Raw genomic sequence first — 12273 nt, 5'->3', positions numbered from 1 at the left:
TCCTTATTACTCATCAAATGAATTAATGACTGATAATTCCGGCTTCATATCATATTTCTTCTTGAAAGCAATGGCTCCCACAACGCCTGCCAGGGTGCCGCTGATACCGGCCAGCAGCAGTGCCATCAGTACCTTTAACGGCGGATTGAAGGCAAAGGGCGCCAGCAGTCCCGGTATGGGAGAAGCGGTTCCCGGGGCATTGTTGATGATGCCCAGGAATGCGGCGGCTACTCCCGCAAAGCCTCCCCCGAAGAAATTGGAACAGTAAATCGGTATGGGATGCTTTGTAATAATATGCGCCTGTGTCAATGGCTCCATCATAACAGCTGCTACGTTGCTGTTATCCCCGAAGTGGAGCATTTTAAAGATAACGCCGTTGGTAAAGGAACCGCCGAAGCAGGCAATGGCTGCAATGCCCATGGGCAGTCCCGTGAGTCCCAGCATGGCGGTGAGGGCCATGGAACTGAGGGGCGACGTACAAATCATCTTGATGACGCCTCCCAGCAGAAGTCCCATAAGAATGGGGGACTGCTCGGTAGCTGCCGTAATCATGCCGCCGATGTGAGCCAGGGCTGCATTTACAGCCGGATCCACCAGGAAAGCAATGAATCTGGCAATGGGCGCAATCAAGAGGGCTCCCAGCACGGAATCCAGGCCCGGCGGAAGGTGCTTCTCAATAAACGGTGCAAGAAAGCCAATTGCATATCCTGCGATGAATCCCGGAAGAATGCCGTATCCCCCCAATGCAACGCCTCCAACTACCGCAAACACAGGATTCACACCCATGCCAATCGGTACCATGATTGCCGCTGCCACACCGCCCATATTGCCCGATATGGTACCAGTCTCTCCAAGAAATGCCAGGTGAAGCAAATCTCCGGATATGTACCTGTGGACAGCCTCCACCAGGAAAGTTGCAACTGCTGCATTGGCCATTCCCGACATGGCCGCTGAACCTTTGGGTGCCTTCATGCTGAAAAGTGAGAATGCTGCCAGCGTCAATAATAGTAATCCTAACCCCGTAATAATTGTCATAAATCTACGTTCCTCCTGTTTTTTGCTCTCCGCAGATATCCCTTGGCCGCTTCCCACCACAGACCGCCGTTACCGCTGTGATAGCTCTTAAGCTAAGGTATATCCTTGGTAGAGTTTTCGCAATGCAGGTAACGAAGAAGTCCCCAAAATTGCAAAAAAACAGAGACAGACATAAACATAGCGTAGATGTCTGCCTCTGTCCTTTCACCTGAAAGTTTCCCTGACGCGGTTGCTGCTATGCCGCAGGTTGCTTCATCGGTATTCACAATTTAGTGACCTTCTCCAGAGTCCCGTCCGAATTCGATTCTTTTGCCTGAGAGTTTGCGCATCCCCTTCGGCGTTACCTGACGGTAAGCTCTCCCGAATTCATCAACCGGTCTGTCATTAACTTTGTTTATATTTTAACATCAAACATAGAAAAAAGCAATAGAATTATGTTCAGTTCATTTCTTTTTCACAAAAATCCGCATGTGTTTTTATGCACTTGGCACAAAATAGTCCATAAAAAATGACAGAAAATAAACGGATGTCCATTTACTCTCTGCCATTCTTAAATTAATTGTAAAATATAGGAAGGGGGATTTTATTTTTTCTCCGTATACGCCCCGAAAAATCAGTCCAGAAGATTGGTCATGCTCTTTAAGCTGACGGCCAGCGTGGAGGTGTTATGGAGCATGGCTGACGTGGCCGGGGTTATGACGCCTCCCACTCCCAGAAGAATAAGGCCCAGGTTAAAACCGATGACAAACCGGTAGTTCCGGTCAATCCGGTCCATAAGTCCCCGGCTGATGGCCCTCAGTGTCACCAGCTGGAACAGGTTATCCTCGGAGATGGTGATATCTGCTATCTCCCTGGCAATCTCAGCCCCCTCGCTGATGGCAATTCCAGCGTCGGCAGCCGACAGGGCCGGCGAATCATTGATTCCATCGCCAATCATAATAACCCTGCGGCCCTTTCTCTTTTCTTCCTCCACAAACCTGGCCTTGTCCTCAGGAAGGACTTCTGAATCGTATTCATCCACTCCCACACGCCTGGCAATGGCGGCAGCCGTGCGTTCGCTGTCCCCTGTCATCATAACAATCTTGGTTATATCCTGCCTGTGAAGGGCGGCAATGACAGCATCCGCCTCATCCCTCAGCGGGTCCTCAATGCAGATTACAGCTGCCAGGTTTCCTCCGATGGCAAGGTAGAGATGGGAATATTCCGCGGGCAGGCTGTCAAACTCATCCCTTTTATCCTCCGGTATCCTGCATCCCTCATCCTCAAATACAAAGTGATAGCTTCCTATCACCACCCTCTCATCGCCCACATAGGTGGCTATGCCATGGGCCACCATATAATCCACCCTGGAATGCATCTCCTTGTGAACCAGCCCCCGTTTCACCGCCTCATGGACAACCGCGTTGGCCATGGAGTGGGGAAAATGCTCCTCCAGGCAGGCCGCAATCCGCAGCAGCTCATCCTTCTTCATGCCGTTGAATACCACCACATCCGCCACCTGGGGCCTGGCCTTTGTCAGGGTTCCTGTCTTGTCAAAGACAATGGTGTCCGCAGCAGCCACTGCCTCCATGTATTTGCCGCCCTTTACCGTAATATGGTAGCTGCTGGCCTCCCGCATGGCCGAGAGCACGGAAAGGGGCATGGCCAGCTTCAGCGCGCAGGAGAAGTCCACCATCAGAATAGACAGGGCCTTGGTCACATTGCGCGTCAGAAGCCACGTCAGGGCGGTTCCGCCCAGGCTCCAGGGGACTAAGGCGTCAGCCAGGGTGGCTGCCTTGCCTTCTGCCGTGGACTTAAGCTGCTCCGACTCCTCAATCATGGTCACAATACGCTCAAACCGGGTGTCGCCTGCCGCCTTTTTGACCCGGAGGGTAATCTCCCCCTCCTCAACGGCTGTCCCTGCATACACATAGGAACCCTCTTCCTTCCTGACAGCTACGGACTCCCCTGTCATGGACGCCTGGTTCACCATGGCATCCCCCGAGGCAACCACACCGTCCAGAGGGATGACATTCCCCATGTGGACCGTTACCAGGTCTCCCTCCCGGATTTTTGAAACAGGGACCAGGACCTCTGTTCCGTCCACATTCTGCCATACCCTGGAAATATTCAGGGACATGCTCCTGGCAAGGTCGCCCACAGACTTTTTGCGGGTCCATTCCTCCAGAAGCTCCCCGATTCCCAGGAGAAACATGACCGAACCAGCTGTGTCAAAATCCCTTCTCAGCACAGAGACGGCAATGGCTGTGGCGTCCAGCACCTCCACCTCCAGCTTTCCCCTGAGCAGGCACCGGATTCCCTTCATCAGATACCGGAGGGTGTGGGCCGCCGTATAGACGGCCCGGACCGGAGCCGGCAGGAGGGACTTTGTAAATGCCCGCACCACCACCTTCTGCACCAGTTTTTCCTTGTATTCCCGGTTCAGGGCCCTGCCGCTGTTCTTTGGCACCAGTTCCTGAATCCGCTGATTCTCATAAGAGAACCGCTGTATATCCTCCAGGATTTTCCCGGAACCGCCCTCATACACAATCACTGCATCCGCTGTTCTCTCATATACCCTGACAGCCTTTACCCCGGGAAGGGAACAGATATAATAATGGAGCAAATCAGCCTGCCGTATGCTCATATCCTTCTGATAAAAATGAATTCTTACCCTTCCCCTTATCTCATGTCTAATCACAAACTTCATTGTTTTAAGCTCCTATTCTCAACCTGGCCGGACACTTTTCCGGAAAAAATTACCGCCCGGAGATATCCTTCCCCAGGCGGATTGTATCCTACGCTGTAACCGTATCAGCAGGAGCTGTCCCCGCTTCCTTTAAGTCTTCTGCGGTCTGCTCCGGGGTTTCCTCCCCGCTCTCATCCTCAAATACGTCTTCCTGATAGCGCTGCGCATTGATTTCCTTAGCCTCTGCCAGAATGTCCTCAGCGTTCTCCTGGATATTGGTAGCGGTAGTCATCACACAGTCCTTAGCCCTTAATCCGGCTGCCAGGCAGTTGATGTAAAACTTCTTGGCGTCATCACTTCCCAAAATCTTTACGCCAGCTGTTCCAAACAGGACGCCGCCTAAAAAAAGGCCTATTCTCTTACATTTAAAACAATCCATCATTCCTTTGCCCTCCTATTATTTTTATACTAACTTCCGCCCCCCGGGGTAGTCAATTCTAACATAGGTTATTGAGAAATTTGCTCATTTAGCCTCCCGGGACACGGCCTCTGCCTCGTCTTCCCTGGCAGGCACAAAGGAGTATTGATAGGAACGGACCAGTACACCGATTTCCTCCAGCGCACTTACAGTCCTGTACACAGTGGCCATCCCCAGCTTCGGGTCCCGTTTCCGCGCCTCGTAGAAAATCTCCTTGCAGTTTGTCCAGTTTCCCTCCAGTATAACATCTAAGAGCATCTTACGCTGTTCTGTAATCCGCATTCCCCTCCTCTGAAACTCATCTATCACCTGTGCCTTCTGCCACATGTCAGTTCCCTCCTCACCTTCCACCGGCTAAATCGGAATGTGTCCGGAAAATGCCTGCCTTAGCTTTTCCGGACACTTCTATCCTTCAGGTGCCCCGCACACAGGCCGGCCTTAGGCCGTGTCTGCCTGCGGCGGCACATTATGATGCTGCTTTTGTCTTTATGCTTACATTAAGGGAGCTGCTTTCTTTATAAGGCCTTACCAGCAGATAAATAAAACCAGCCACTACTGCAATTGCGGCAATTGCCCCGATTCCAAAGGTTCCTGTCATAAACCAGTTCCCCAGCTGGTAGATGCACAGTGAAACAGCGTATGCCAGCAGGGTCTGGTAGCCGATTGCAAACCAGGTCCACTTTGCATTGTTCATCTCGCGCTTGATGGCGCCGATGGCTGCAAAGCAGGGCGCGCACAACAGGTTAAATACCAGGAAGGAGTATGCGCTGGCCACAGTGAAGCTCTGTGCAAGGGTTCCCCAGATTTCCTCGCCGTCCTCAGCCACTTCTGCAAATCCGTAAAGGATGCCGAAGGTACCAACCACGTTCTCCTTTGCCACCAGGCCTGTGATGGCTGCAACAGCCGCCTGCCAGTTGCCCCAGCCCAGAGGTGCAAATATCCAAGCAATGCCCTGGCCAATGGTTGCCAGCAGTCCGTCAGACAAATCTTCCACCATCCCGAAGTGTCCGTCCGTAAAACCGAAGCTGGATGTAAACCATACAAAGATGGTGGATAACAGAATCACGGTTCCCGCCTTCTTGATGAATGACCAGCCCCTCTCCCACATGCTGCGCAGTACGTTGGATACAGTGGGAAGATGGTAGGCAGGAAGCTCCATTACAAATGGCGCCGGGTCCCCTGCAAACATTTTCGTCTTTTTTAAGATGATGCCGGAGCAGATAATGGCTGCGATTCCAACGAAATAAGCGCTGGGTGCAACCCAGGAGGCGCCTCCGAACAGCGCGCCTGCAAACAATGCGATAATCGGAAGCTTGGCGCCGCAGGGAATAAAGGTGGTGGTCATAATGGTCATTTTACGGTCCCTGTCATTCTCAATGGTACGGGAAGCCATGATTCCGGGAACGCCGCAGCCGGTTCCTATCAGCATTGGGATAAAGGACTTTCCCGACAGTCCGAACTTGCGGAAAATCCTGTCCATAATGAATGCAACCCTGGCCATGTAACCGCAGGACTCAAGGAATGCAAGGAAAATGAACAGTACCAGCATCTGAGGCACAAAGCCCAGCACAGCGCCAACACCGGCCACGATACCGTCTAAAATCAGGCTGGACAGCCAGTCAGCGCAGCCAACAGCCGCCAGGAAGCCTTCTGCCACAACCGGAATGCCAGGGACATCCATGCCGAACATGGACCAGCCTTCGCCAAACAGGCCGTCGTTGACCCAGTCGGTTGCAGCGGTTCCCACTGTGGATACGGATACATAGTAAACAATCCACATTACCACTGCAAAGATTGGGAGGGCCAGGAAACGGTTGGTGACAATGTGGTCAATCTTGTCGGAAATACTCAGTTTTTCCCTGCTCTTCTTTTTATAGCACTTGCCAATGATGGAAGTAATGTATGTATAGCGCTCATTGGTAATGATGCTCTCAGCATCATCATCCATGGTGTCTTCTATACGCTTTACAATGCTCTCCACATCCGGAACCATGGTCATCTGTGCTGCAATCTTGTCATCCCGTTCAAACAGCTTGACGGCATAGAAACGCTTCTGTGCCTCAGGCACATTGCCTCCGATGCACTGCTCGATTTCCTCCAGGGACGCCTCCACATCAGAAGAAAACTTGTGTACCGGCACAGACGCCCTGCTGTCCCTTGCCAGCTCCACTGCCTTGTTGGCAGCCTCCATGATGCCGGTGCCCTTTAATGCGGAAATCTCCGCCACCGGGCAGCCCAGTTCCCTGCTCAGGGCCTCGATATTAATCTGGTCCCCGCTCTTCTTAACCACATCCATCATGTTGACGGCCATCAGCACGGGAATCCCCAGTTCCATCAGCTGGGTGGTCAGGTACAGGTTGCGCTCCAGATTGGTTCCGTCCACAATGTTCAGTATGGCGTCCGGACGCTCGGTAATCAGGTAATTCCTGGCAACCACTTCCTCCAGGGTATAGGGAGACAGCGAATAAATACCGGGAAGGTCCATGATGATGACATCCTTGTTCCCCTTAAGTTTGCCTTCCTTTTTTTCCACCGTGACACCAGGCCAGTTACCTACAAACTGATTGGAACCGGTGAGACCATTAAACAGTGTGGTCTTTCCGCAGTTGGGATTACCGGCCAAAGCAATTTTGATTGACATTTTCATATCCTCCTCATTTTCTTATTGAGAAAATTTATCAACAAATTAGTTTCAACTAACTCAGTTCTTTAAAAAAAAGCAGTTTCTACTGCACTTCAATCATCTCTGCATCCGCTTTCCTTAAGGACAGCTCATAGCCCCTTACATTTACTTCCACGGGGTCCCCCAGAGGCGCCACCTTGCGGACATAGACTTCTGTCCCCTTTGTAATGCCCATATCCATGATACGGCGCTTTACAGCCCCTTCTCCGTGCAGTTTAACAACCGATACCGTGTTTCCGCATTTTACTTCCTTCAATGTGCGCATCTTATTCATGCTCCTTTCCTTTTCATACCCTTGGCCAGTTTACACCATAATCTTATTGGCCATCTCTTTGCTGATGGCAACCCTTGATTCCTTTACATTGACAATCACATTGCCATTGTTAACAGAAACAACAGTCACGCTTGCTCCCGGTACGAATCCCATGTTCTCCAGATGACGCTTTACCTCTTCCTTACCGCCCACCCGGACTATGGATGTCACCGTACCTTCCCTTACCATTGTCAACGGCATACCCATCACTCCTCTTTCTGAAACCTGATGTGATTCTGTTTCCTATATCCGTATTGCAGCTGGAAAGTTATGGTATCCTAACTGCAAATTTAGGTTAGCACCAGTTAACCGAAATGTCAATAATTTTTTTCAATTTAAATGCGGGTTTTTTGCAATTACAGCTCAGTTCCCAATTTGCGTTTCCCTCCAGGGTATGATAAAATAGATAATAGCTGCCGCAGACTTAGAACGAACGAATTACTATCAGTGGGAGGATTTGATTAAATTGAAAATACAGGAATCAGCTGAAAATTATCTGGAAACAATCTTGATTTTAAGCCGCCGCAACCCCTATGTCCGCTCCATCGACATTGCCAACGAGCTGGCATTTTCCAAGCCCAGTGTCAGTGTAGCCATGAAGAATCTCCGTGAAAACGGTTATATCCTCATGGATGACCAAGGCCATATCACCCTCAGCAGCATGGGGAAGGAAATTGCTGAGACCATGTACGAGCGCCATACCATGCTGTCCCAGTGGCTCATGTATCTGGGGGTGGATGAAAAGACAGCCGCAGAGGATGCATGCCGCATTGAGCATGTGGTCAGCGCCGAGAGCTTCCGTGCAATCAAGGACCATATCACCAGAGGACATGAGCTTCCGGAAGACAAATCGTAAGACATATATTCATATATACGCAAAAACACAGCCTTTCCCGGCCATGCCGCCTGGAAGCGCTGTGTTTTTTGTTCTATTTCCGCATTGTTTCATGGTTCCTGCTGATGGTTCCTGCTGATGGTCCCTGCTGATGCTCCCTGCTGATGGTTCCTGCGATGACTTTCCCCTATTGTTAATGTTCACTCTGCTGTCCCTGCTCTTCTTCCGGAACCTCCGGCCGTCCTGTTCTTATATACACGCTCTCCGGCCGTCCCTTGGTGGTGGTCCTTGTCTTATATGCAATCCTCAGATATCCCTCCTGCTCCAGTACGGCCAGAAAACGGTTGGCGCTGCGTTTGGTGATGCCCAGTCTGAGGGCAAGGGTCCTGGCCGTGATTTCCTGTTTGTCAGAGGCGCTGATGGCTGTGAATATTTTCTTTACCGTCAGGGGTGAAAGCCTGGACTGTACATCCAGTACCTGGCTGTTGTCCACATTTATGAGAAGCTGGCCCGCCTCCCCCATGGGACCGATGATTTGCTCCCGCTCATTAATCAGATAGGCCGGGGACTGCTTCAGTTCCGCCTCATGGCAGGCGTCAAGGGCATTTAACCGCGCCTGGGAAAGGCTGTTTCCAAGGCCGTAGCCTATGCTGAAACGGGCTGACAGCTTCTTCTCCCGCAGAAAGGCGTTCAGCCGGTCCTCCCTAAAATCTCCGGTCCATCCGGCCACATGTTTCTTGGTGGACACGATTTCAAGCCCGTAATGGCGGCGGTGCACCGAACAGTCAATCATGGACGCGCCTATAAATTCAATCACAAGATTTTCAAGCCGCATGTAATCGTAATCCAGTCCCTGGAACATTTCGTCTGCGGAACCATGCTCCGACAGCTTCACAATGATGACGCCCGGTATCTGCTCCTCCAGTTTCCTGCGCTCTATCTCATTGAGCAGCTTATCGCACACTTCCCCCACATACCGCTTGCCGGGGAAGGGAAAATAGACCTTCACACCAGCCTCCACAAGAGCCGGCATAATACTGGAAAACCGGGTGACGGATAAATCAATTTTTCCTTCCTCCCAGAGGCTTACATGCTTTTTGTACTCCTCCTGCTCAATCTGAAGCATCCGCTCCATGTCAAACTCGTCCTCTGAAAGCTCCCGGATATCAGGCATGGGGCTGCGCCCCTCCACGAAATCCTTAAGACCCACGCCGAAGACTTCCACAATGTCGGCGTATACCCTTGTAAAATCCAGATTCCTGTTCTCATTTAACAGCTTCAGGAACAAACGGTACAGGGCAGCCTCATCCGTATTGAAGAAACAGATGGGACGGTTCTCTTCTTTATAGTAAAGATGTATCATGTGGGCCGGAAAACTGCCGGATGTAAGAATGCCGTCATACTCATCGGTTATCTTTTCATGAATCTGCTGTATATCTGCAAATGTCCTGTACGTAAATATGCTGTAATCAAAGTCCAAATCCGCAAGCATGGACTGGAGAAATTCCTTTATATACTCTGTTGCGATAACTGCAATCTTCCTCTTCAATTTCATTCCTCCCAAAACCGCTCTGTCCCTTAATCTTAACATAGCAACGTAAAATCCGCACCCTCCAAATAAAAAAAACCTTATTTCTTTGTTAATTCTGTATATAAATCTTTTTTACTCCCTTGACAACCATAGTATATTTGCTATAATAAAGACATGTCTCTATATAGTCTTTTTATATTTTAAGGAGGGTACCATAATGAATGAATTCTTACAGCGAGCAATGGAACTTGAATACCAGATGCAGAAGGACCGCCATTATCTGCACCAGCACGCCGAAGCAGGCGAACACCTGCCCGGCACAACGGCATATGTCATGGAACGCCTTGCCTCTATAGGGCTTTCCCCCCAGGAAATCTGCGACTCAGGCATCACTGCCCTGATTGAAGGCGGACACCCTGGTAAGACCATTCTTCTCAGGGCTGACATGGATGCCCTCCCTATGAATGAGACCAACAGCCTTCCCTTTAAGACGGTCACGGGTGCAGCCCATAACTGCGGCCACGACATACATACCGCCATGCTGCTTGCGGCTGCCCGGATTCTGTACGAGCGCAGGGATGAACTCCGGGGGAACGTGAAACTGATGTTCCAGCCCGCGGAAGAGGTTTTCTCAGGCTCTGAAAACATGATTAAAGCCGGACTCCTGTCCAATCCAACAGTGGATGCCGCCATGGGTATACATGTGATGTTAGACACCCCGGTTCCCTCCCTCAACTATGGCACCGGCTTCATGACATCCTCCTGCGACGGTTTTAAAATCACGGTAAAAGGCGTGGGCTGCCATGGCGCCATGCCTCATCTGGGCATTGACCCCATCAATGTGGGCTTCCATATTTACAGCGCCTTCCAGAATCTCATAGCCAGAGAATGCGACCCGGGCGAGAAGGCAAGCCTTACCCTGGGCGCCTTCAATGCAGGCTCCACCTCCAACATCATTCCTGACAGCGCCGTGCTCATGGGCACCCTGCGCACCTATAATAAGGAGCTGCGGGCCAGACTGGTAAAAAGAATGCATGAGATTACCGAATACACGGGCAGGGTCTTCGGAGTCACTGTTTTATATGAATCCCTCTCCGAGGTTCCCTCCACCTATTCCGACCCGGACCTTACCAGGGAGCTGGCAGGCTACGCCTCAGAGATAACGCCTGATTTCATCCAACGCACGGATTACTCCGTCACGCCCTCCGACGACTTTGCCCGTGTGGCTGAGAAGGTTCCCTCTGTCTACTTCATGATAGGATGCAGGGTGGAAGGATGTACGGTCCAGCACCACAATCCGGGGGTATTATTCGATGAAACCGTCATGCCCTACGGGGCCGCCGTACATGCAGCCTGTGCATATAACTGGCTGAACAGGAGGAACGCATAATGGAGCACAAAAAAATATATTATGGCTGGTTTGTTGTCTTTGGATGTCTCATGATTACATGTACCATGGTGCCCCCCATCATGGCGCTCAGCAATAAATTCCTGATTCAGGTCACCGGTGAGCTGCAGATTTCCAGAAGCGCCTTTACCCTGGCCAACACCATTCTCCAGGGCCTGGGAATCTTCCTGTCCCCCATGGTGTCCGCCAGGCTTGCAAGGGGCAACATGAAGCGTATCCAGACCGTCAGCATCATTGGCTTTGTCCTTTCATACGCCTCCTTCTCCCTTGCCACCAACGTGATTCATCTTTACATATCCTCCTTTTTCACCGGCATTTTCTTCCTAAATGCCTCCCTGATTCCCGTAAGCATGATGATTACCAACTGGTTCATCAAAAAGAGGGGACTTGCCATGAGCATTGCCATGGCCGGAATCGGAGTGGGCGGCACCATCTTCAGCCCTGTCATCACATGGCTGCTGGGAGCCTACGGCTGGAGGAGCACCTACCGCATTATGGCAGTCATCATCCTGGTGCTGGCCCTTCCCGCTGCCCTGTTCATTCTCAGGAAACGCCCGGAGGACATGGGACTCCTGCCTTACGGCAGCGAGGATGTATCCCAACAGGAGGCTGCGCCCAAAAGCAGCCCCAAAAAGGCAGATATTATATTTCCCCTCAGTGTAAAGGAATCCAGGACAAAAGTGTTCTTCATCCTTTTTATCTTCGGCATGCTGTGCAACGGCCTGATTAATACCGGTTCCCTGGGCCACTTTCCCCCGGCCATCGAGGAACTTCAGGGTCCCCAGGTACAGGCTTTAATCATCTCCATGTACTCCATGATTGGCATATTCGGCAAACTGGTGCTGGGATGGCTCAATGACAGGTTCGGCGTTGTGGCCAGCACTGCCTTTGGATGCATCACCTTTGCCCTGTCCTTCATCTTCATCCTCTTTGGACAGAACATAAACATGCTGTACATCATGGCCCTGCTCTTCGGCCTGGGAGATGCCATCGGCACCGTGACTCCGCCTCTTATTACCTCCGCCATCTTCGGCGCTGAAAAATACGGCGAGGCATACGGAATCGCCAACAGCTTCTCACAGATTGGCCTTTCCCTGGGCGCGCTTATGGTGGCTGCCATCTATGATACCAGCGGCTCCTACAATACAGCCTGGATTCTCCTGCTCATCCTGACCCTGGGCGCCTTCGCGGGCTGGGTAGGCGCATACGTAGCCTCCAGAAAGTACTGTGAAAAGCCTCTGCCGGACAGCAATACGCAGAATGCATAAGGCCAGGTAAAAAAGGAGTGTCTCCGAAGCACCATCTGTATATCAGAATGGTGC

11 protein-coding genes and 1 riboswitch are annotated in these 12273 nt (G+C 51.3%); of the genes, 3 read left to right on the top strand and 8 right to left on the bottom strand.

Annotated features, from left to right (window positions below; translation table 11 throughout):
* Positions 1–6: 6 nt before the first annotated feature.
* The 7 genes from I2H39_RS16670 to I2H39_RS16640 form a co-directional block, all read right to left on the bottom strand.
* The gene (locus I2H39_RS16670; protein WP_138308306.1) at positions 7–1035 is read right to left on the bottom strand and encodes a PTS sugar transporter subunit IIC; all 1029 of its coding nucleotides are present in this window, start codon (positions 1033–1035) and stop codon (positions 7–9) included.
* A 291-nt stretch (positions 1036–1326) separates the two neighbouring features.
* A riboswitch (glycine riboswitch) is annotated at positions 1327–1408 on the bottom strand.
* A 240-nt stretch (positions 1409–1648) separates the two neighbouring features.
* Positions 1649–3724 (bottom strand): heavy metal translocating P-type ATPase, encoded by a 2076-nt coding sequence (locus tag I2H39_RS16665; RefSeq protein WP_195627045.1) that lies wholly within the window; start codon positions 3722–3724, stop codon positions 1649–1651.
* Between the two features lie 88 nt (positions 3725–3812).
* Positions 3813–4145: a DUF6110 family protein gene (locus I2H39_RS16660; RefSeq protein WP_195627044.1), complete on the bottom strand. Its 333-nt coding sequence runs from the start codon at positions 4143–4145 to the stop codon at positions 3813–3815.
* 81 nt (positions 4146–4226) lie between these two features.
* Positions 4227–4508: a transcriptional repressor gene (locus I2H39_RS16655; protein ID WP_195627043.1), complete on the bottom strand. Its 282-nt coding sequence runs from the start codon at positions 4506–4508 to the stop codon at positions 4227–4229.
* A 139-nt stretch (positions 4509–4647) separates the two neighbouring features.
* A complete protein-coding gene (feoB, locus tag I2H39_RS16650) occupies positions 4648–6822 on the bottom strand; it encodes a ferrous iron transport protein B (protein WP_195627042.1) in 2175 nt (724 codons plus the stop codon).
* Between the two features lie 85 nt (positions 6823–6907).
* Positions 6908–7129, bottom strand: coding sequence for a ferrous iron transport protein A (locus I2H39_RS16645; protein WP_138308317.1), 222 nt, complete (start codon positions 7127–7129; stop codon positions 6908–6910).
* 39 nt (positions 7130–7168) lie between these two features.
* On the bottom strand, positions 7169–7378 hold the full coding sequence (locus tag I2H39_RS16640) for a ferrous iron transport protein A (RefSeq protein WP_138308320.1): 210 nt from the start codon (positions 7376–7378) through the stop codon (positions 7169–7171).
* A 265-nt stretch (positions 7379–7643) separates the two neighbouring features.
* Between I2H39_RS16640 and I2H39_RS16635 the strand changes: the two genes are divergently transcribed.
* Complete coding sequence (locus tag I2H39_RS16635; protein WP_178332149.1) at positions 7644–8033, top strand: metal-dependent transcriptional regulator; 390 nt, start codon at positions 7644–7646, stop codon at positions 8031–8033.
* A 172-nt stretch (positions 8034–8205) separates the two neighbouring features.
* Here I2H39_RS16635 and I2H39_RS16630 read toward each other — a convergent pair whose 3' ends face one another.
* On the bottom strand, positions 8206–9561 hold the full coding sequence (locus tag I2H39_RS16630) for a hypothetical protein (RefSeq protein WP_138308322.1): 1356 nt from the start codon (positions 9559–9561) through the stop codon (positions 8206–8208).
* Between the two features lie 199 nt (positions 9562–9760).
* Here I2H39_RS16630 and I2H39_RS16625 point away from each other — a divergent pair, with 199 nt between their 5' ends.
* Complete coding sequence (locus I2H39_RS16625) at positions 9761–10933, top strand: M20 family metallopeptidase (RefSeq protein ID WP_195627041.1); 1173 nt, start codon at positions 9761–9763, stop codon at positions 10931–10933.
* Complete coding sequence (locus I2H39_RS16620) at positions 10933–12219, top strand: MFS transporter (RefSeq protein WP_195627040.1); 1287 nt, start codon at positions 10933–10935, stop codon at positions 12217–12219. Before I2H39_RS16625 ends, I2H39_RS16620 begins: the two co-directional genes overlap by 1 nt.
* Positions 12220–12273 lie beyond the last annotated feature (54 nt).

This window comes from Clostridium sp. 1001283B150225_161107_B6 (genome assembly GCF_015556325.1).
Lineage (GTDB): Bacteria > Bacillota > Clostridia > Lachnospirales > Lachnospiraceae > Enterocloster.
The sequence above is the reverse complement of the archived record's forward strand: the minus strand, read 5'-3'. Positions and strand labels throughout refer to the sequence as shown.

Bases quoted from the DNA above. Each gene is read 5' to 3' on its own strand.
- I2H39_RS16660 (WP_195627044.1), bottom strand. From the start codon at position 4,145: ATGATGGATTGTTTTAAATGTAAGAGAATAGGCCTTTTTTTAGGCGGC.
- I2H39_RS16655 (WP_195627043.1), bottom strand. From the start codon at position 4,508: ATGTGGCAGAAGGCACAGGTGATAGATGAGTTTCAGAGGAGGGGAATG.
- feoB (WP_195627042.1), bottom strand. From the start codon at position 6,822: ATGTCAATCAAAATTGCTTTGGCCGGTAATCCCAACTGCGGAAAGACC.
- I2H39_RS16640 (WP_138308320.1), bottom strand. From the start codon at position 7,378: ATGCCGTTGACAATGGTAAGGGAAGGTACGGTGACATCCATAGTCCGG.
- I2H39_RS16645 (WP_138308317.1), bottom strand. From the start codon at position 7,129: ATGCGCACATTGAAGGAAGTAAAATGCGGAAACACGGTATCGGTTGTT.
- I2H39_RS16625 (WP_195627041.1), top strand. From the start codon at position 9,761: ATGAATGAATTCTTACAGCGAGCAATGGAACTTGAATACCAGATGCAG.
- I2H39_RS16670 (WP_138308306.1), bottom strand. From the start codon at position 1,035: ATGACAATTATTACGGGGTTAGGATTACTATTATTGACGCTGGCAGCA.
- I2H39_RS16620 (WP_195627040.1), top strand. From the start codon at position 10,933: ATGGAGCACAAAAAAATATATTATGGCTGGTTTGTTGTCTTTGGATGT.
- I2H39_RS16665 (WP_195627045.1), bottom strand. From the start codon at position 3,724: ATGAAGTTTGTGATTAGACATGAGATAAGGGGAAGGGTAAGAATTCAT.